We start from the raw sequence: 19,342 nt of genomic DNA, 5'->3' as shown, positions 1-19,342 counted from the left end.
GTGCCGACGTGTCAGAGGTGGCGGCGGCGGTCGGCGACGGCGCGTTCGTACGCGGCGCGGGCGCCGGTGACGGCCTCGCGGGCGGACACCTCGGCGACCGGCACGTCCCACCAGGCCTCGGCCAAGGGAGCGGCCGGTGCAGGGCCGGTCTCCACGTACACGCACGTCGGACGGTCCGACGCGCGGGCCGTCCGCAGGGCCTCGCGCAGTTCCCGCACCGTCTTGGCGCGCAGTACGTCCATGCCGAGGCTGGCCGCGTTGGCGGCGAGATCGACGGGGAGCGGGGCGCCGGTGAAGGCGCCGTCGGCCACCCGGTGGCGGTACGCGGTGCCGAAGCGCTCGGCGCCCACCGACTCGGAGAGGCCGCCGATGGACGCGTAGCCGTGGTTCTGCACCAGGACCAGCTTGACCGGCAGGTCCTCCTGGACGGCGGTGACGATCTCCGTCGGGTTCATCAGATAGGTGCCGTCGCCGACCAGGGCCCACACCGGCGTGCCGGGCGCGGCCTGCTGGACGCCGAGCGCGGCCGGGATCTCGTAGCCCATGCAGGAGTAGCCGTACTCCACGTGGTACTGGCGCGGGGAGCGGGCCCGCCACAGCTTGTGCAGGTCGCCGGGGAGCGAACCCGCCGCGTTGATCACCACGTCCTCGTCGCCGACGACGGCGTCCAGCGCGCCCAGCACCTGCGTCTGGGTCGGCACGGCACCGTCGTCGTCGGCGCGGAACGCCGCCGCCACCGCCTCCTCCCAGCGGGTCCTGCCGGCGCGGTACTCGGTCTCGTACGACGCGTCCACCCGGTGGCCGGACAGCGCGTCCGCCAGCGCCGTGAGCCCCGCCCGCGCGTCGCAGACCAGGGTGCGGGCGGCGAGCTTGTGGGCGTCGAAGGCGGTGATGTTGAGGTTCAGGAAGCGGACGTCCGGGTGCTGGAAGAGGGTGCCGGAGGCCGTGGTGAAGTCCGTGTAGCGGGTGCCGACCCCGATCACCAGGTCCGCGGTGCGGGCGATGTCGTCGCCGACGGCGGTGCCGGTGTGGCCGACGGCGCCCAGGTCGGCGGGATGGTCGTGGCGCAGCGCGCCCTTGCCGGCCTGGGTGGAGGCGACGGGGATGCCGGTGGCGTCCACCAGCGCCTTCAGCACGCCCTCGGCCTCGCTGTGGTGGACGCCGCCGCCCGCCACGATCAGCGGCCGCTCGGCGGCGCGGACCGCCCGCACGGCCTCGGCCAGCTCCTGCGGGTCGGGCGCGGGGCGCCGTACGCGCCAGACCCGGTCGGCGAAGAACTCCTCGGGCCAGTCGTACGCCTCCGCCTGGACGTCCTGGGGGAGGGCGAGGGTGACGGCGCCGGTCTCGGCCGGGTCGGTGAGCACGCGCATCGCCTGGAGCGCGGAGGCGAGGAGCGCCTCGGGGCGGGTGACGCGGTCGAAGTACCGGGAGACGGGGCGCAGGGTGTCGTTGACGGACACGTCCGCCTCGACAGGGTGCTCCAGCTGCTGGAGCAGCGGGTCGGCGGCGTGCGAGGCGAAGTAGTCGCCGGGGAGGAGGAGGACCGGCAGGCGGTTGATCGTGGCGAGTGCGGCGCCGGTGACCAGGTTGGTGGCGCCGGGGCCGATGGACGTCGTCACCGCCTGTGCGGACAGCCGGTTCAGGTGGCGGGCGTGGCCCACGGCCGCGTGCACCATGGCCTGTTCGTTGCGGCCCTGGTGGTACGGCATGAGGTCGCCGTACTCGACGAGTGCCTGGCCGAGCCCGGCCACGTTGCCGTGGCCGAAGATGCCCCAGGTGCCGGCGATCAGCCGGCGCCGTACGCCGTCGCGTTCGGTGTACTGGGCGGCCAGGAAGCGCACCAGGGCCTGGGCGGTGGTCAGTCGGCGGGTGGCGGCGGCGCTCATGCGGACCTCTCCGGTGCGGTGTAGAGGGGGAGCCTCGGGTCGACGGGCCGGCCCGCCCAGGTGTTGCGGACCCAGGCGTGGTCGGGGTGGTCGCAGATCAGCCAGGCCCGTTCGGCCTCCGGGCCGGCCATGACGTTGAGGTAGTACATGTGGTGGCCTGGGACCGCCATGGACGGTCCGTGCCAGCCGTCGGGGATGAGGACCACGTCGCCGTCGCGCACCTCGGCCAGCACGTCCGTGCCCTGTCCCTGCCCGGACGGGGAGACGCGCTGGTAGCCGAGGCCGGGCGTGCCGTCGTGGTCCGCGAACTCGAAGTAGTAGATCTCCTCCAGCACCGACTCCGCGCCGGGGCGGTGCTCGTCGTGCTTGTGCGGTGGGAAGGAGGACCAGTTGCCGCCCGGGGTGATGACCTCGACCGCGATGAGGTTGTCGCACTCCAGGACCCCGGCGGCTGCGAAGTTGTTGACCTGGCGGGAGCAGTTCCCCGTGCCGCGCAGCTCCACCGGCACCGACGACGCCGGGCCGTAGCGGGCGGGCAGCCGGCGGGTGCAGCGGGCGCCGGTGAGGGCGAACCGGCCGCCGCCGGTGGACGTCACGGTCGTACGGGCGTCGCGCGGTACGTACGCGAAGTCGCTGACGCCGCTGAACACGCTGTCGCGGCCGGTGAGCCGGAAGGTGTCCTGGCCGCAGTCGTCGGCCGTGGCGACGGTGCAGCCGCCGCTGAGCGGGAGGACGATCCACTCGCTGTCGCCGCTGTCGAAGGTGTGGCTGCCGCCGGGGGGCAGGTGGAGCACGCGCAGGCTGGAGTGGCCCCAGCCGGCCTTCTCGGGCGTCACGTCGACGGCCAGAGCGCCGCCGCCCGCGGTCGTGCCCGCCGGCAGGTGGTACGTCATCTCCTCGTCCCTCTCCTCGTAGTCGCCCCGTGTGTCGCGTCGTGGGTCACAGCAGTCCGACGGCCGTGTCCACCGCCTGTTCCACGCTGCCCTCGGCCGGGTAGAGCAGTGAGCGGCCGACGACCATGCCCTGCACGGTGGGCAGCCGGAGCGCCTTGCGCCAGCGTTCGTAGGCGGCGGCCTGGTCCGCGGGGGAGCCCCCTATGTCACCGCCGAGCAGGACGGCGGGCAGTGTGGAGGTCTCCAGGACCTCGCCCATGTCGTCCGGGTCGTGGGTGACGGGCAGTTTCAGCCAGGTGTAGGCGGAGGTGCCGCCCAGGCCCGAGGCGATGGCCACGGACCGGGTGACGGCCTCGGCGGACAGGTCGTTGCGGACCCGGCCCTCGACGCGGCGCGAGATGAACGGCTCGACGAAGACGGGAAGTTCCCGCGCGGCCATGGCGTCGACCGCGCGGGCGGTGGACTCCATGGTCGCCAGCGAGCCGGGGTCGTCGTAGTCGATGCGCAGCAGCAGCTTGCCCGCGTCGAAGCGGAGGCGGGCGATGTCCTCGGCGCGGTGGCCGGTGAATCGGTCGTCCATCTCGAAGGCGGCGCCCGCGAGGCCGCCGCGGTTCATCGAGCCCATGACGACCTTGTTCTCCAGTACCCCGAGAAGCAGCAGGTCCTCCAGCACGTCGGCGGTGGCGAGTACCCCGTCGACGCCGGGCCGGGACAGCGCGGTGCACAGGCGTTCCAGCAGGTCGGCCCGGTTGGCCATGGCGAGCCGGCGGTCGCCGACGCCGAGCGCCCCGCGCGCGGGATGGTCGGCGGCGACGATCATCAGGCGGCCGGAGCCGCCGATCAGCGGGCGGCGTACCCGGCGGGCGGCCGCCTCGGCGATCGCCTCCGGGTGCCGGGCTCTGACCGCGGTGAGGTCGGGGATGCTGAGGGACAAGGCGTTGCTCCGTTCAGGGAGTGGCTCGCGCGAGGAGGTCGTCGACCTCCGCCTCGGTGGGCATCGCGGAGGAGCAGGCGAGACGGGAGGCGACGAGGGCGCCGGCCGCGTTGGCGTACCGCATGGTCCGCTCCAGCGTCCAGCCGGAGAGCAGGCCGTGGCAGAGCGAGCCGCCGAACGCGTCGCCCGCGCCGAGGCCGTTGACCACCTCGACGGGCACCGGTTCCACCTCGGCGGTCCGGCCGTCGCGGTGCACCGCGAGGACGCCCTTCGGGCCCTGTTTGACGACGGCCAGCTCCACCCCGGCCGCGAGCAGCGCCTCGGCGCAGGCGCGCGGCTCGCGCAGGCCCGTGGCGATCTCGCACTCGTCGACGTTGCCGACCGCGACGGTCGCGTGCCGCAGCGCCTCGGCGTAGAGGGGGCGGGCCCGGTCGGGGTCGGTCCAGAACATGGGGCGCCAGTCCAGGTCGAAGACCGTGGTACCGGACTTGGCGCGGTGGGCGAGGGCGGCCAGGGTCGCCGTACGGCTCGGCTCCTCGCTCAGACCCGTGCCGGTGATCCAGAAGACGGAGGCGGCGCGGATCGCGTCGAGGTCCAGCTCCTCCGGGTGGATCTCCAGGTCGGGGGCCTTGGGGCGCCGGTAGAAGTACAGCGGGAAGTCGTCCGGCGGGAAGAGCTCGCAGAAGGTGACGGGAGTCGGGTGGGCGGAGACCGGGGTCACCCAGCGGTCGTCGACGCCGAACTCCTTGAGCGCCTGGTGCAGATAGCCGCCGAACGGGTCGTCGCCCGTGCGGGTGACGACGGCCGTGGCGCGGCCGAGGCGGGCGGCGGCGACCGCCACGTTCGCGGCCGATCCGCCGAGGAATTTCCCGAAGGACTCGACCTCCGCCAGGGACACACCCGTCTGCAGGGGATAGAGATCGACCCCGATGCGGCCCATCGTGATCAGATCGAAACGCGGGACTGACTCGGCCATGTGCGACGCTCCTCGGGCTGGGCGGGGGCCTGCCGCCTCCCAGGTGTAGGACTCCGGAGCGACCCTGTCAATACTTTGTACTTACATTCGGACTAGCTCGTGAAATGATGTCTTAACAAAGTATTGACAGCGGGCGTCCCAAGGACTTGTATCCGGTCCCAGCGCAACAGCCGTTCTTCTCTGGTCTGGCACACGGCTTCCCCGTCGCACAGTCGCACAGTGAGGTGCAGGAAAGATGGACCGCTCTTCGCACGCCCGCTCCCGCGGATTCGCCCCCGCCGTGGCCCTCGCCGCCGCTGCGGCCCTTGCCCTGGCCGGCTGCTCCAGCAGTTCCGGGGGGAAGAAGGCCGACGAGGAGGGGGACTCGGGCGGCTCGGCGGGCAAGGCGAACACCCCCCGGATGACCGTCGCCCTGGTCACCCACCAGGCACCCGGCGACACGTTCTGGGACATCGTCCGCAAGGGGGCGGAGGCGGCCGCGGCCAAGGACAACATCAAGCTCGTCTACTCCGCCGACCCGAACGCGGGCAACCAGGCCAACCTGGTGCAGAACGCGATCGACCAGAAGGTCGACGGCATCGCCGTCACCCTCGCCAAGCCGGACGCCCTGCGCAGCGTCATCGAGAAGGCCGAGAAGGCCGGCATACCCGTCGTCGGGCTCAACTCCGGTCTCGCGGACTGGAAGAAGCTCGGCCTGATGGAGTTCTTCGGCCAGGACGAGACCGTGGCCGGCGAGGCGCTCGGCAAACGGCTCAACGAGGACGGCGCCAAGAACGCCGTCTGCGTCATCCACGAGCAGGGCAACATCGGCCTCACCCAGCGCTGCGACGGCGTGAAGAAGACCTTCGAGGGCTCGATCGAGAACCTCTACGTCAACGGCACCGACATGCCCTCGGTGAAGTCGACCATCACCGCCAAGCTCAAGCAGGACGGCGACATCGACCACCTGGTCACCCTGGGCGCCCCGTTCGCCATGACCGCGGTGCAGTCGGTGGACGAGGGCGGCAGCAAGGCCAAGGTGGCCACCTTCGACCTCAACAAGGAACTGACCGGCGCCATCGAGAAGGGCGACATCGAGTTCGCCGTCGACCAGCAGCCCTACCTCCAGGGCTACCTCGCCGTCGACGGCCTGTGGCTCTACGAGAACAACGGCAACTACAGCGGCGGCGGTGAGCAGCCGGTGCTGACCGGCCCGGCCTTCGTCGACAAGTCCAACGTGAAGGCCGTCGCCGAGTTCGCCGCGAAGGGCACCCGGTGATGAGCGCGACCCGACAGGCCGGGCCGGCGGTCACCACACCGCCGGCCCCCGGCCCCGGCCGGTCCGACGGGCGGACCCGGCAGCGCTCCCTGGCGCTGCGGCTGCTCGCCCGGCCCGAGGTCGGGGTCTTCCTCGGCGCCGTCGCCGTGTTCGTCTTCTTCCTGATCGCCGCGCCCTCGGTGCGCGACGGCAGCTCCATGGCGACGGTGCTGTACCAGTCGTCCACCATCGGCATCATGGCCCTGCCGGTCGCCCTGCTGATGATCGGCGGCGAGTTCGACCTGTCGGCCGGTGTCGCCGTGGTCACCTCCGCGCTCACCGCGAGCATGCTCAGCTACCAGCTGACCATGAACGTCTGGATGGGCGTGATCGTCGCCCTCGTGGTCTCCCTCGCGGTCGGCGCCTTCAACGGCTGGGTGCTGGTCAAGACCGGCCTGCCCAGCTTCCTGGTGACGCTCGGCACCTTCCTGATCCTCCAGGGCGTCAACCTGGCGGTCACCAAGCTGGTCACCGGCAACGTCGCCACCGACGACATCAGCGACATGGACGGCTTCGACCAGGCCAAGGCCCTGTTCGCCTCCTCCTTCGACGTCGGCGGCGTCCAGGTGAAGATCACGGTCGTGTGGTGGCTGGCCTTCGCGGCGCTGGCCACCTGGGTGCTGCTGCGCACCAAGTACGGCAACTGGGTCTTCGCGGTCGGCGGCAGCAAGGAGTCCGCCCGCGCGGTCGGCGTCCCTGTCACCTTCACCAAGATCACGCTGTTCATGCTGGTCGGCTTCGGCGCCTGGTTCGTCGGCATGCACCAGCTCTTCTCCTTCAACACCGTGCAGTCCGGCGAGGGCGTCGGCCAGGAGCTGATCTACATCGCCGCGGCGGTGATCGGCGGCTGTCTGCTCACCGGCGGCTACGGCTCCGCCATCGGCCCGGTCTTCGGCGCCTTCATGTTCGGCATGGTGAACCAGGGCATCGTCTACGCCGGCTGGAACCCCGACTGGTTCAAGGCCTTCCTCGGCGTGATGCTGCTGGGAGCCGTCCTCATCAACCTGTACGTCCGCCGCGCGGCGACCCGGAGGTGACAGCGATGACCAGCAAGACCCCCGGCACCCACGGCGCCGTCCTCGCGGATCCCGCACCCGACAAGGACGGCCGGCCGATCGTCGAACTGCGCGGCGCCGGCAAGGCCTACGGCACCATCCGCGCCCTGCACGGCGTCGACCTCGCCGTCCACCCCGGCCGGGTCACCTGCGTACTCGGTGACAACGGCGCCGGCAAGTCCACCCTCATCAAGATCATCTCCGGTCTGCACCAGCACACCGAGGGCGACTTCCTCGTCGACGGCGAACCCGTGCGCTTCGGCACGCCGCGCGACGCCCTCGCCCGCGGCATCGCCACCGTCTACCAGGACCTCGCCACCGTCCCGCTGATGCCGGTGTGGCGCAACTTCTTCCTGGGCGCCGAGCTGACCAAGGGGCCCTGGCCCGTCCGCCGCCTCGACATCGCCCGCATGAAGCGGACCGCCGACGAGGAACTGCGCAACATGGGCATCGTCCTGGACGACCTGGAACAGCCCATCGGCACCCTCTCCGGCGGCCAGCGCCAGTGCGTCGCCATCGCCCGCGCCGTCCACTTCGGCGCCCGCGTCCTCATCCTCGACGAGCCCACCGCCGCCCTCGGCGTCAAGCAGTCCGGCGTCGTCCTCAAGTACGTCGCCGCCGCCCGCGAACGCGGCCTCGGCGTCATCTTCATCACCCACAACCCCCACCACGCCTACCTGGTCGGCGACCACTTCAGCGTGCTGCGCCTGGGCACCCTCGAACTCAGCGCCGCCCGCGCCGACATCACCCTCGAGGAACTCACCAACCACATGGCCGGCGGCGCCGAACTCGCCGCCCTCAGGCACGAACTGGCACAGGTCGGCGGGGTGGACGTGGCGGCCCTCCCGGAGCAGCCGGAGGCTCCCGCGGACGGTGGCCCGGCCGCGACCGACGACACCGACGTGTCCGACACCGCCGCATCCGCCGAAGGGAAGGCCTGACATGCCCGCTGCCCTGGACCGCATCCGCGTCGGCTCGGCCCCCGACTCCTGGGGCGTCTGGTTCCCCGACGACCCGAAGCAGGTGCCCTGGGAACGCTTCCTGGACGAGGTCGCCGAGGCCGGCTACGAGTGGATCGAACTCGGCCCCTACGGCTACCTCCCCACCGACCCGGCCCGCCTCACCGACGAGGTGGCCCGGCGGGGGCTCAGGGTCTCGGCCGGCACCATCTTCTGCGGGCTGCACCGCGGCCCCTCCGCATGGGACAGCACCTGGGAACAGGTCAGCCGCGTCGCCGCCCTCACGCAGGCGATGGACGCGAAGCACCTCGTCGTCATCCCGTCCTTCTGGCGCGACGACAAGACCGCCGAGATCCTGGAGCCGCCGGAGCTGACCGGCGAGCAGTGGGCGCACCTGACCAAGGGCATGGAACGCCTCGGCCACGAGGTGAAGGAGCGCTACGGCCTGGACATCGTCGTCCACCCGCACGCCGACACCCACATCGACACCGAGGAACACGTCGAGCGCTTCCTCGACGCCACCGACTCCGACCTGGTGAGCCTCTGCCTGGACACCGGCCACTACGCCTACTGCGACGGCGACAGCGTCAAGCTGATCGAGACCTACGGCGAGCGCATCGGCTACCTGCACCTCAAGCAGGTCGACCCGGAGATCCTCGCCGACGTGCGCGCGGGCGGCGTCCCGTTCGGGCCGGCCGTGCGGCGCGGGGTGATGTGCGAGCCGCCCGCCGGAGTACCCGACCTGGGCCCGGTGCTCACCGCGGCCCAGAATCTCGACGTCGACCTCTTCGCCATCGTCGAGCAGGACATGTACCCCTGCGAGCCCGACAAGCCGCTGCCCATCGCCGTCCGCACCCGCAGGTTCCTGCGCTCCTGCGGCGCCTGACGGCGCACACGCGGCCACCCGGCCCGGCCCTTCCGCCACGCACCGGGAGGACCGGGCCGGCCGCGTGCGCCCCCGCTCGGCGAGCCGTTGTCAGTGCCGCGCGCTAGCGTGCATGGCACAGACCGTTCATCCCGTTCCGGGAGGTTGACATGGCCTCGCGCCTCAACCCGTACCTCAGTTTCGACGGCGACGCCCGCCAGGCGATGGAGTTCTACGAGCAGGTCTTCGGCGGGACCCTCGCGCTCAACACCTTCGGCGCGTTCGGCGACGCCGACGCCCCGGAGGCCGACAAGATCATGCACGGCATGCTGGAGACGCCGGGCGGCTTCACCCTGATGGCCTCGGACACCCCGCCCGGCATGGAGTACACCCCGGGCACCAACTTCTCGGTGAGCCTCAGCGGTGACGACGAGACCGAGCTGCGCGGCTACTGGGAGAAGCTGTCCGCCGGCGGCACCGTCGCCGTCCCGCTGGAGAAGCAGATGTGGGGGGACGTCTTCGGCATGTGCACGGACCGGTTCGGCGTCCCCTGGATGGTGAACATCAGCGAGCCGGCGGGCTGACCACTCGACCCGCAGGTCCTCCGGCCCGCCGGACGTCCCGGTCGGCTTCAGCCCCGCCGCACCTCCGCGACCGTCACGGGACGGTGTTCCCGCAGCGACAGCGTGCACGCCTCGGCGATCCAGCCCGCCTCCAGCGCGTCCTCGATCGTGCAGGGAGAGGGGCGGGCCCCTGCGACGACCTCGGTGAACGCGGTCAGCTCGGCGCGGTAGGCGGCGGCGAAGCGGTCCATGAAGAAGTCGTGCGGGGTGCCCGCCGGGAAGGTGGCGCCGGGCTCGACCGAGCGCAGCGGCAGCTTGTCCTCCAGGCCGACCGCGATGGAGTCCGCGAAGCCGTGGATCTCCATACGGACGTCGTAACCGCGCGCGTTGTGACGGCTGTTGGAGACCACGGCGATCGTGCCGTCGTCCAGGGTGAGGACCGCGCCGGTGGTGTCCGCGTCGCCCGCCTCCTGGATGAAGTCGGCTCCCCGGTTGCCGCCGACGGCGTACACCTCGGTGACCTCGCGGCCCGTCACCCAGCGGATGACGTCGAAGTCGTGCACCGAGCAGTCGCGGAAGATGCCGCCGGACGCGGCGATGTACGCGGCAGGCGGCGGCGCCGGGTCCAGCGTGGTCGACCGCACGGTGTGCAGCTTGCCCAGCTCACCGGCCCGGACGGCCGCCCGTGCGGCGACGAAGGCGGCGTCGAAGCGGCGGTTGTAGCCGATCTGCACGGGCACGTCGTGACCCGCGACCGCCTTGAGCACCTCCACGCCCTCCGTCATGGTGCGGGCGACGGGCTTCTCGCAGAAGACGGGGACCCCGGCCTCCACGGCGGTGCGGATCAGGACCGGGTGGGCGTCGGTCGCCGCCGCGACCACCACGCCGTCCACCCCGGCGGCCAGCACCGCCTCGGGGGAGTCCGCGATCTCGGCGCCGAACCGCTCGGCGGCCGCTGTCGCGGCGTCCGGGAACGGGTCGGCGACGACGAGAGAGTCGACGGCGTCCAGTGCGGCGAGGGTCTCGGCGTGGAAGGCGCCGATGCGGCCGAGGCCGAGGATTCCGATGCGCATGGTTCTCGTTGCTCCTTGTGCGTGGTTGCCGGGCCGGGCCGGCGGTGCGTGGTGGAGGTGCCGGGCACGCCGTGCGTGGTTGCCGTGCCGGGCCGGCGGTGCGTGGTTGCCGTGCTGCCGGGCCGCGTACTCAGTCCAGGCCGCCCAGGACGTTCTGGTCCCAGTCGATCACCGAGCCCGTGACCACCCCGGACCGGTCCGACAGCAGCAGGACCACGAAGTCGGCGATCTCGTCCGGCTGCCCGAGCTTCCCCATCGGCAGCCGAGCGGCGGCCTGCTCGCGCCAGTCGTCCCCGGCGCCGTGGAAGGCACGCTGGGTCGCGTCCTCGCCCTCGGTCGCCGTCCAGCCGATGTTCAGGCCGTTGATCCGCACCCGGTCGAAACGGTGCGCGTGGGCGGCGTTCCTGGTCAGGCCCACCAGGCCGGCCTTGGCGGCGACGTACGGCGCCAGGAAGGGCTGACCGCCGTGCGCCGACGACGTGATGATGTTGACGACGGTGCCGGGTGCGCCCCGGCCCACCATGTCCGCCACCGCCGCCTGCATCGCGAAGAACGGTGCCCTGAGGTTGATCGCGATGTGCTGGTCGAACAGCTCGGGTGTGGTGTCCAGCAGCGTCCCCCGCGAGGTCAGCCCCGCCGAGTTGACGAGGCAGTCGACACGGCCGTACGCCTCCACCGTATGGGCCACGGAGGCCTTCGCCTGCCCGGCGTCCGCCAGGTCGGCCCGTACGAACAGTGCCTTGCCGCCGGCCGCCGCCAGTTCGGCCACCAGGGCCTCGCCGGGTTCCGGCCGCCGCCCGGTGACCGCCACGACCGCACCCTCACGGACGGCGGCCCGGGCGATCGCGGCGCCGACGCCCTGGCTTCCGCCGTTGACCAGGACGACCTTGTCTTCGAGCAGTGTCATCGCGTCCCCCGGCTCGCCCGGCGCGCGGAGCCGGCCCGCAACCGAGCGCCGAGCGCCTGCGGCGTCCACTCCTCACGCAGTGCCCGCCGCACCACGTCCGCCTGGGACAGAGGGGCCAGACCGTCCACGGGCGGATCGCTGTCGAGGTCGGTGGGGAAGGGGTAGCCCTCTGCGCTCGCGGCGACCACGTTCTCCAGCCACCGCTCGCCCACGCCCACGGCCTTGCGCTCGAGCAGCACCGGATAGACCGCGTCGACCACCGCCTCCCGGTCCACGGCCTCCATCGCCCGGCCGAACGCGGAGGAGATCTGCAACAGGTTGGCCATGCGGCGGATGTCCGACGAGCGGTTGGTGCCTGCCGCGTGGAACAGCGCGGGGTTGAAGAACACCGCGTCGCCCTTGGCGAGGGGCAGCTGCACGTGGTGCGCCTCGAAGTAGGCCCGGAAGTCGGGGAGCCGCCAGGCCAGGTAGCCCGGCTCGTACTTCTGGGAGTGCGGCAGATACATCGTGGGGCCCGACTCCACCGGCATGTCGCAGTGCGCGACCGCGCCCTGGAGCGTGAGGACGGGGGAGAGGCGGTGCACGTGCGCCGGGTAGGCCGCCGCGGCCTCGTCCGAGAGGAAACCGAGGTGGTAGTCGCGGTGCGCCGTCTGCGCGGCGCCGCCCGGGTTGACCACGTTGATCTGCGAGGTGACCTGGTAGCCGGGGCCGAGCCAGGCCCGGGAGACGAGGGCGAGCGTGTGGTTGGCGTAGTAGTCGGCGAACGTGTCGGGGTCGTGCAGGGCGGCCTTCTCCAGCGCGTTCCAGACCCGGTCGTTGGCCCCCGGTGCGGCGAAGTGGTCACCGGCGGTGGCACCCGAGGCACGCTGCCCGGCGATCAGCGCGTCGAACACGGCGGTGGCCCGGTCGACGACCGCCGTGTCCGGGAAGGCGCCCTTGAGGACGATGATGCCGGGGCCGTCGGCGAGGGCGTGGACGAGCTCGGCCGCCGTCTCCGGGTCGCCGCGCAGCCGGCCCGCGTCGTACACGGGGACGTTCTGCTCCACGGCGGTGGCCCGCGGGTGTGCGGCGGGGTCGGTCGGCTGCTCGACGAGCCTGCGGAAGGTGTCGAGGTCGCAGTCCTGCGGGGACAGCCAGGCGCGGGGGGAGGGGGCGGGATCGGCGGGCATCGGCGTCACCTTCGGTGAGGGAGCGGTGCGGGAAGGAGGAAGAGGGGGCGTTCCATGCGGGGCGGGGTGCGTCGCCGGCGGTCCCGTCTCACACCTGCGGGCACACCTCGACCCAGGCGCCCCGCTCCGCCGACCGCGCCATCGCGTCCAGTACCTCCGCACTGCGCACGGCGTCCGGCAGGGTGGCGCCGTACGGGGTTCCCTCCGCGATGGAGCGCAGGAAACGGTGGGCCTCCACCACCTTGAGGTCGTCGTAGCCCATGGCGTTCGCGGCCCCCGGCTGGAAGGCGGCGAACTCGCCGTGCGCCGGGCCGACGTAGACCGTGCTGACGGGCTGGTCCTGGTAGGCCGTGCCGCGGCTGACGCCCAGCTCGTTCATACGGCGGAAGTCCCAGAACACCGCGCCCGTGGTGCCGTGCACCTCGAAACCGTAGTTGTTCTGCTCGCCGACCGAGACCCGGCAGGCCTCCAGGACACCGCGGGCGCCGGAGGCGAAGCGCAGCAGACAACTGACGTAGTCCTCGTTCTCGACCGGGCCCGACGCGCCGCCCGAGGCCCGCGCGTGGCCGGCGGTCGCGGCGGTCGGGCGGGCCCGCTCCGGCAGGAAGACCGCCGTGTCCGCGGTCAGGGACGCGATGTCGCCGAGCAGGAACCGGGCCAGGTCCGCGCCGTGCGACGCCAGGTCGCCGAGCACCCCGCTGCCACCGCGCTCCCGCTCGTAACGCCACGTCAACGCCCCCTCAGGATGAGCGGCGTAGTCGCTGAAGAGGCGGATGCGGACATGGGTGACGGCGCCGATCTCCCCGGCGGCGATCAGGTCGCGGGCGGCCTCCACGGCGGGCGCGTTGCGGTAGTTGAAGCCGACCGCGCCCTGGACCTGGGCCTTGGTGACCGCGTCCGCCACCGCCCGGGCGTCCTCGGCGGTCAGGCCGACCGGCTTCTCGATCCAGATGTGCTTGCCGGCCTCGGCCATCGCGACGGCGATCTCGCGGTGCAGGAAGTTGGGGGCGGTGATGCTGACCGCCCCCACCCGCGGATCGTCGGCCACGTCGCGCCAGTCCCGGGTCGTCGACGCGAACCCGAACTGCGCGGCGGCCTCCTCCGCACGCCCCGGCACTTCCTCGGCGACCGTGACCAGCTCCGGACGCAGGGCGAGTCGCGGGTAGTGGTGCCGGACACGGGCGTACGCCTGGGTGTGCACCCGGCCCATCCAGCCGAAACCGACGACGGCGACACCGAGCGCATCCACCATGAGAGCCCCTCTTCGGACCGGTCCCTGCTCTGTCCCGCCCACCCTCGGTCGGGCATCGGCATCATGTCAACCTTTTGACAGGACAAATGCCCGACGGGAGCGAGCACCCCGGCCCTCGCTCCCGGCCCATGCCCCCGGCCCTCGAACCCGCTGGAGACCGGCGACATGATCCCTGCCCCCGCCCGGACGACCCGGACCGGCCTTCCCCTAGACCTTCCGGTAGGAGTACGCCTCCTCCGCCGCCGCCTCCACGGCCGCGAGGCCGGCGCCCGTCGACGCGGTGACCACCGCGGCCACCGCGCCCTCGACGAAGGGAGCGTCCACAAGACGGGTGCCGTCCGGGAGTTCGTCGCCCTCGGCGAGCAGCGCCTTGACGGTGAGCACCGCGCTGCCGAGGTCGGTGAGGACGGCGACGCCCGCGCCCCGGTCCACGGACGCGGCAGCGGCGGAGACCAGCTCGGAGCTGGTACCGAACCCGCCGGAGGCGGTCCCGCCCGCCGCGGCGACGGGCACGGCCGCGCCACCACCCGCCAGGCCCTTCGCCAACTCGGCCACGGACGCGGCGACCTCGGCGCTGTGCGACACCAGCACGATCCCGACCAGCTTCTCGTCACTCACCGGCCGCCTCCTCCAGCGCGGCGACGAGCAGTGCCGCCGAGGTCGCCCCGGGGTCCTGGTGCCCGATGCTGCGCTCACCGAGATAGCTCGCCCTGCCCTTGCGGGCCTGCAGGGGCACGGTGGCCTCGGCCCCCTCGTCGGCCGCGGCGCGGGCCGCGGCGAACGAGTCGCCGAGGGCGTCCACGGCGGGCACCAGGGCGTCGATCATGGTCTTGTCCCCCGGCGCGGCACCCCCGAGCGTCCGGACGGCGTCCACCCCTGTCCGCAGCGCCTCGGCCAGCTGCTCCGGACTCACCTCGGCGGCGTCCCCGAGCGCCTTGCCGGTACGGCGCAGCAGCGTCCCGTACAGCGGCCCGGAGGCGCCGCCGACCGTGGAGATCAGCTGCCGCCCGGCGAGGGTCAGTACGGCGCCGGGCGTGCCGGGTGCCTCCTTGTCCAGCGTGGCCGTCACGGCCGTGAACCCGCGCTGGAGGTTGCTGCCGTGGTCGGCGTCACCGATCGGCGAGTCGAGGGCGGTGAGCCGTTCCGCCTCGCGGTCGACCAACGCGGCGGTCGCCGTCATCCAACGGCGGAAGAAGTCGGCGTCGAGCACATGATCTCCTTGCCTGGTAGGTACGTTGCGATCCCTTCCCCGTTCGCCGTCACATGCCCCACCTCAGTCCCGGTGTCTTCACCGGCGCGTCCCACAGTCCCAGCAACTCCTCGTCGATCTCGCACAGGGTGACCGAGGCCCCCGCCATGTCCAGCGAGGTGACGTAGTTGCCGACGAGGGTGCGGGCGACGGCGACACCGCGCTCGCCCAGTACGCGCTGCACCTCGGCATTGAAGCCGTACAGCTCCAGCAGCGGCGTCGCGCCCATGCCGTTGACCAGGACGAGGACGGGGTTGCGCGGGTCGAGGTCGGTCAGGACCGCGTCCACGGCGGCCTCCGCGATCTCACCCGAGGTCATCATCGGACGCCGCTCCCGGCCGGGCTCGCCGTGGATCCCGATGCCGAGTTCCAGTTCCCCGGCCGGCAGGTCGAAGGTCGGGCTGCCCTTGGCCGGTGTGGTGCAGGCACCGAGCGCGACACCGAAACTGCGGGAGCTGTCGTTCACCTGGCGGGCGATCGCCTCCACCCGTTCCAACGGCCGGCCCTCGTCCGCCGCGGCCCCGGCGATCTTCTCCACGAACAGCGTCGCTCCCGTACCCCGGCGCCCGGCCGTGTAGAGGCTGTCCGTCACCGCCACGTCGTCGTTGACCAGTACCTTGGCGACCTGGATGCCCTCGTCCTCGGCCAGCTCGGCGGCCATGTCGAAGTTGAGCACGTCACCGGTGTAGTTCTTGACGACGAACAGCACCCCGGCCCCGCTGTCCACGGCGGCCGCCGCCCGCACCATCTGGTCCGGCACCGGTGAGGTGAACACCTCACCCGGGCAGGCCGCCGACAGCATCCCGGGACCCACGAACCCGCCGTGCAGCGGCTCGTGCCCGGAGCCACCCCCCGACATCAGGGCGACCTTGCCGGTCACGGGAGCGTCCCGCCGCACGATCACCCTGTTCTCGACATCCACGGTCAACTCGGGATGGGCCGCGGCCATCCCGCGCAGCGCGTCCGCGACCACGGTCTCCGGGACGTTGATGAGCATCCTCATGGGTACCTCCTGGGAAGGTTGGCAGACGAGTCCTTGACCCGTGTTTCCGCCGGTCAACGCTAATCAAGGGAAAGTCGGGCTGTTCGTGATCTCGGCATTCCGTGGCGGTGCGAAGCGGGCTCTGGCGGTACTGATGCTGACGCGACGGCGCTGTGGTGACGACGCGTCAGGCCGGTCGGACTGTCGGTCGGACGGTCTCGGCAGGCGTGTTGCTGTCGGCAGTATCGACCTTGCGGCAGCGAAGGTCACGCGCGAGAACGCCCTGGGCGCGCCCCGACCCAGAACCAGGACGTGTGCGTCGGCTCCCGCGCGGGCGTGGCGGAGCAGGAGTCGGCGGGGCGGCAGCAGACAGCCCGCCGGCGCCGCGGTCCGCCCACCCGGGCGGAGGGTCCCGGGCTTCGGAACGGCGGTGGGTGCCGCGGGGGACTCTTCTTCGCCCGGTCGGGGGTGCCCCTTCGGTACGATACCCAAGGGGGTATCTCGAAGGAGTGTGGGTCGTGGAACTGGCGATGGCGGCTGAGGAACTGAAGACGGTGGTCAACCGGCTGCGCCGGGCGCAGGGGCAGATCGCCGGCGTGATCAAGATGATTGAGGAGGGGCGGGACTGCGAGGACGTCGTCACGCAGCTCGCGGCGGCGTCCCGGGCTCTGGACAAGGCGGGTTTTGCGATCATCGCCACCGGTCTGCAGCACTGCCTGACCGATGCGGACATGGCTGCCTCCGGTGACCGGGAGCAGATGCGCACCCGGCTGGAGAAGCTGTTCCTTTCTCTGGCCTGAGTGTGGCGTCCGGTCACCCGCCCGGCTGGTCGGGTGGCGATCAGCACGAAGGCGGCCACGGCCCGCAGCGCCATGGCGGGGAGTCCGCTGGGCCGACCGGCAGGCTGGTGCTGACGGCGGCCTGCATTCCGGACGCCGGCACGGTGGCCAGGGGCATGACGAGCACGTCTCCGCCCGTCTGGGCAAGGGACACGGACCAGCGCGTGCGCCCTGTGGTGGCCGTGTCTTCGAGCAGACGCGGGAACGGTGATGAAGCGAGCAGCGGCGCACAGGCCGGCACAGCGGTGCCATGCGGCACGAAGGTGACCGCCGCCGGCCGCGCTGCTGGTGCTCGCGGCAGGCGAGAAGGCGGGATCCGGAGTCGTCGCCGGACGAGGAGCCGTCTGTGCTGGGGCAGCGGGCCTTTGGCCGCTTGCCCGGTGTGCGAAAGGGGGAGGGATCCGACTCCGGGTCCCTCCCTCTCCCCTTTTTTCGTGTGGTTCAGCGGTTGCGCAGTGCGGCCAGTGTGTGGGCGAGGTCGGCGGCGCGGGGCCGGTTGTGGGGCAGCTTGGCGAGCATGGCGGCCATGCCGCAGGTGTTGGTGAGGGCGGAGAAGACCAGACCACCCGCGATGCCGGCGGAGACGAGCTGGAAGGCGGGGTGGACGACGTATCCGAGCAGCAGGCCGAGCAGCACGATCACTCCCGCGGTGAGCCTCACCTGCCGTTCCATGCCCCAGGTGGCCCTCGAGGCGCCCTGGGGGCGGTGCAGCTCGTGGCCGTCGGCCGCCCAGGCGCCGGTGCCTCCTGACAGGGTGGCGGCGGTGACGCCGTGCTCCGCGAGGATCCTGCAGGCGTTCTCGGAGCGGGCGCCCGAGGCGCAGACGATCAGGAGGTCACCGCGGTCGGCGGCGTGTTGGAGGCCGGGCAGCGCGCGCTGGAGCTGGTCGAGGGGGATGTTGAGCGCACCGGGGAGATGGCCGCCGGCGTATTCACCCGGGGTGCGCACGTCGATGACGGTCAGTTCGTGCAGGCGGGTGCGCGCCTCGTCGATGGCGAGGGCCGGGGGTGTGGTCATGGCAGATGTCCTTGCGTGTCGGAGTGGTGGTGCTTGACCCGATGGGGCCGGAACGGAGGGCGGCCCGGCATCGGCTGCGCCGCGCGCGGGGCGCAGCCGGGGCGATCGAGGAGGTGCGGGACTGCCGGGAGGCGGTCACCACCTGGCCGCCGCCTCGTGGTCACTGGACAGGGCGGGTTTCGTGATCATCGCGACCGGACCGCAGCAGTGCCTGACCGGCTTCGGGGACGGTCGTATGTCGGTGAGGACCGTGACCAGACGTGCAGCCCACTGGAGAAGCTCTCCCAAGCCCTGGCCCGAGCCGTTGCGGTCCCCGGATTCAGACGATCGCATCACCGAGCATGAAGGCCGCCACCGCCAGCAGTACGCCGGCGAAGGTCTTCTGAAGGGTGACGCCGGAGATCTTCGTCGCGAGCCGTCTGCCGTCCCAGGCGCCGAGGATCGCAGTTCCGGTGAAGGGGCCGATGACCTCCCAGTGGAGCCCGCCATCGGTGCCGGTGCGAGCGGCGAGCGCGGCCAGCGAGTTCACCGTGATGACCAGCAGGCTGGTGCCCACCGCCCGCCGCATGGCCAGTCCCAGGACGCTCACCAGGGCGGGCACGGCGAGGAATCCCCCGCCGACCCCCAGAAAGCCCGTCACGGCGCCGAGTCCGGCACCGGCGCCGGCCGCCTTGCCGGGACGGATCCGGTCCGGCGGCTTGGACGTGGACGGACGCAGCATACGCAGGGCCGCCAGCGCGGCGACGACGGCGAACGCCGCCGTCAGCACCTCTTCGGGCAGGCGCCCGGCGACGGCCCCGGCGAGGAAGGCGGGGACGATGCCCGCCGCGGCGAACAGCGCCCCTGTCCTCCATGCCACGTTCCCGTCGCGGGTGTGGGCGTACAGGGCGGTGGCGGAGGTGGCGGTGACGATGATCAGGCCGGCCGTGGTGGCGGCGGCCGGCGTGAAGCCGAGCAGGTAGACCAGCGCCGGTACGGCAAGGACGCTGCCACCGCCGCCGAGGGCTCCGAGGGCGAGACCGGTGACGGCCCCGGCGATGAGGGCGAGAACGAGTACGGTCACGCTGTTCGGCCGCTGTTCCCGCGTTCGTCGACGACCGGGTGCCCGGCGGCGGCCCACGCGTGGATGCCGCCCTCGACGTCCACCGCCCGCACTCCGCGCCCGGAGAGGAGCTCCGCCGCCTGCTCGGAGCGGTGACCGCTGCGGCAGATCACCGCCGGCGGACGTCCCCGCGCCCCGGTCGGCAGGGTGCCACCGGCGACGAGTTCCGTCAGCGGTAGGCGGACGGCGCCCGCGGCGTGGCCGGCGGTCCGTTCGGGCTCCTCACGGATGCCCGGCAGGACGGCGTCGGGCCGATCGCCGCTGGTACGGCTGCGTGCCTCGTCGACCGTGACGCGGGGCCCGCTGCGGCGAAAGAGGAACATC

The 19,342-nt window shown here is 72.4% G+C and carries 20 protein-coding genes; 6 read left to right on the top strand and 14 right to left on the bottom strand.

Annotated features, from left to right (window positions below; translation table 11 throughout):
* Positions 1–11: 11 nt before the first annotated feature.
* The 4 genes from iolD to iolC are packed head-to-tail and all read right to left on the bottom strand — an operon-like array spanning position 12 to position 4,689.
* A complete protein-coding gene (iolD, locus tag ACP4IX_RS19030; RefSeq protein WP_426521701.1) occupies positions 12–1,886 on the bottom strand; it encodes a 3D-(3,5/4)-trihydroxycyclohexane-1,2-dione acylhydrolase (decyclizing) in 1,875 nt (624 codons plus the stop codon).
* Positions 1,883–2,779: a 5-deoxy-glucuronate isomerase gene (iolB, locus tag ACP4IX_RS19025; RefSeq protein WP_426556190.1), complete on the bottom strand. Its 897-nt coding sequence runs from the start codon at positions 2,777–2,779 to the stop codon at positions 1,883–1,885. Before iolB ends, iolD begins: the two co-directional genes overlap by 4 nt.
* Before the next feature lie 46 nt (positions 2,780–2,825).
* Complete coding sequence (locus tag ACP4IX_RS19020) at positions 2,826–3,713, bottom strand: Cgl0159 family (beta/alpha)8-fold protein (protein WP_426521699.1); 888 nt, start codon at positions 3,711–3,713, stop codon at positions 2,826–2,828.
* A gap of 13 nt (positions 3,714–3,726) precedes the next feature.
* A complete protein-coding gene (gene iolC / locus ACP4IX_RS19015; protein WP_426521698.1) occupies positions 3,727–4,689 on the bottom strand; it encodes a 5-dehydro-2-deoxygluconokinase in 963 nt (320 codons plus the stop codon).
* A 235-nt stretch (positions 4,690–4,924) separates the two neighbouring features.
* Between iolC and ACP4IX_RS19010 the strand changes: the two genes are divergently transcribed.
* From ACP4IX_RS19010 to ACP4IX_RS18990, 5 genes are all read left to right on the top strand, one after another.
* A complete protein-coding gene (locus ACP4IX_RS19010) occupies positions 4,925–5,947 on the top strand; it encodes a sugar ABC transporter substrate-binding protein (RefSeq protein WP_426521697.1) in 1,023 nt (340 codons plus the stop codon).
* Positions 5,947–7,023: an ABC transporter permease gene (locus ACP4IX_RS19005; RefSeq protein ID WP_426556189.1), complete on the top strand. Its 1,077-nt coding sequence runs from the start codon at positions 5,947–5,949 to the stop codon at positions 7,021–7,023. Before ACP4IX_RS19010 ends, ACP4IX_RS19005 begins: the two co-directional genes overlap by 1 nt.
* Before the next feature lie 5 nt (positions 7,024–7,028).
* Positions 7,029–7,982, top strand: a complete 954-nt coding sequence (locus ACP4IX_RS19000; RefSeq protein ID WP_426521695.1) for an ATP-binding cassette domain-containing protein — start codon at positions 7,029–7,031, stop codon at positions 7,980–7,982.
* Position 7,983: 1 nt separating this feature from the next.
* On the top strand, positions 7,984–8,886 hold the full coding sequence (locus ACP4IX_RS18995) for a sugar phosphate isomerase/epimerase family protein (protein ID WP_426521694.1): 903 nt from the start codon (positions 7,984–7,986) through the stop codon (positions 8,884–8,886).
* 149 nt (positions 8,887–9,035) lie between these two features.
* Positions 9,036–9,449 carry a VOC family protein gene (locus ACP4IX_RS18990; RefSeq protein WP_426521693.1) on the top strand — a complete coding sequence of 138 codons (414 nt, stop codon included), beginning with the start codon at positions 9,036–9,038 and terminating at the stop codon, positions 9,447–9,449.
* A 47-nt stretch (positions 9,450–9,496) separates the two neighbouring features.
* Here the strand turns inward: ACP4IX_RS18990 and ACP4IX_RS18985 are convergent, their stop codons facing one another.
* The 7 genes from ACP4IX_RS18985 to dhaK all read right to left on the bottom strand — a co-directional run bounded on the left by ACP4IX_RS18985 (position 9,497) and on the right by dhaK (position 16,081).
* Positions 9,497–10,501 (bottom strand): Gfo/Idh/MocA family protein, encoded by a 1,005-nt coding sequence (locus ACP4IX_RS18985; RefSeq protein WP_426556188.1) that lies wholly within the window; start codon positions 10,499–10,501, stop codon positions 9,497–9,499.
* A gap of 130 nt (positions 10,502–10,631) precedes the next feature.
* Positions 10,632–11,408, bottom strand: coding sequence for an SDR family oxidoreductase (locus tag ACP4IX_RS18980; RefSeq protein ID WP_426556187.1), 777 nt, complete (start codon positions 11,406–11,408; stop codon positions 10,632–10,634).
* Positions 11,405–12,577 carry a phytanoyl-CoA dioxygenase family protein gene (locus ACP4IX_RS18975; RefSeq protein WP_426521690.1) on the bottom strand — a complete coding sequence of 391 codons (1,173 nt, stop codon included), beginning with the start codon at positions 12,575–12,577 and terminating at the stop codon, positions 11,405–11,407. Before ACP4IX_RS18975 ends, ACP4IX_RS18980 begins: the two co-directional genes overlap by 4 nt.
* 88 nt (positions 12,578–12,665) lie before the next feature.
* Positions 12,666–13,829 (bottom strand): Gfo/Idh/MocA family protein, encoded by a 1,164-nt coding sequence (locus ACP4IX_RS18970; protein ID WP_426521689.1) that lies wholly within the window; start codon positions 13,827–13,829, stop codon positions 12,666–12,668.
* 207 nt (positions 13,830–14,036) lie between these two features.
* Positions 14,037–14,447 (bottom strand): PTS-dependent dihydroxyacetone kinase phosphotransferase subunit DhaM, encoded by a 411-nt coding sequence (locus ACP4IX_RS18965; RefSeq protein WP_426521688.1) that lies wholly within the window; start codon positions 14,445–14,447, stop codon positions 14,037–14,039.
* Positions 14,440–15,039, bottom strand: a complete 600-nt coding sequence (gene dhaL / locus ACP4IX_RS18960) for a dihydroxyacetone kinase subunit DhaL (protein WP_426521687.1) — start codon at positions 15,037–15,039, stop codon at positions 14,440–14,442. Before dhaL ends, ACP4IX_RS18965 begins: the two co-directional genes overlap by 8 nt.
* A gap of 49 nt (positions 15,040–15,088) precedes the next feature.
* Positions 15,089–16,081 (bottom strand): dihydroxyacetone kinase subunit DhaK, encoded by a 993-nt coding sequence (gene dhaK, locus ACP4IX_RS18955; protein ID WP_426556186.1) that lies wholly within the window; start codon positions 16,079–16,081, stop codon positions 15,089–15,091.
* Between the two features lie 497 nt (positions 16,082–16,578).
* Here dhaK and ACP4IX_RS18950 point away from each other — a divergent pair, with 497 nt between their 5' ends.
* Complete coding sequence (locus tag ACP4IX_RS18950; protein WP_010358257.1) at positions 16,579–16,860, top strand: metal-sensitive transcriptional regulator; 282 nt, start codon at positions 16,579–16,581, stop codon at positions 16,858–16,860.
* A gap of 480 nt (positions 16,861–17,340) precedes the next feature.
* On the opposite strand, the gene ACP4IX_RS18945 is transcribed toward ACP4IX_RS18950, so the two are convergent.
* The 3 genes from ACP4IX_RS18945 to ACP4IX_RS18935 form a co-directional block, all read right to left on the bottom strand.
* A complete protein-coding gene (locus tag ACP4IX_RS18945) occupies positions 17,341–17,916 on the bottom strand; it encodes a rhodanese-like domain-containing protein (RefSeq protein ID WP_426521685.1) in 576 nt (191 codons plus the stop codon).
* A 319-nt stretch (positions 17,917–18,235) separates the two neighbouring features.
* On the bottom strand, positions 18,236–18,979 hold the full coding sequence (locus ACP4IX_RS18940) for a sulfite exporter TauE/SafE family protein (RefSeq protein WP_426556185.1): 744 nt from the start codon (positions 18,977–18,979) through the stop codon (positions 18,236–18,238).
* Positions 18,976–19,341: a rhodanese-like domain-containing protein gene (locus tag ACP4IX_RS18935; RefSeq protein WP_426556184.1), complete on the bottom strand. Its 366-nt coding sequence runs from the start codon at positions 19,339–19,341 to the stop codon at positions 18,976–18,978. The genes ACP4IX_RS18940 and ACP4IX_RS18935 overlap by 4 nt, the downstream gene beginning before the upstream one ends.
* Position 19,342 lies beyond the last annotated feature (1 nt).

This window comes from Streptomyces sp. WG5, from assembly GCF_049974565.1.
In the GTDB taxonomy this organism is placed as follows: Bacteria; Actinomycetota; Actinomycetes; order Streptomycetales; family Streptomycetaceae; genus Streptomyces.
The sequence above is the reverse complement of the archived record's forward strand: the minus strand, read 5'-3'. Positions and strand labels throughout refer to the sequence as shown.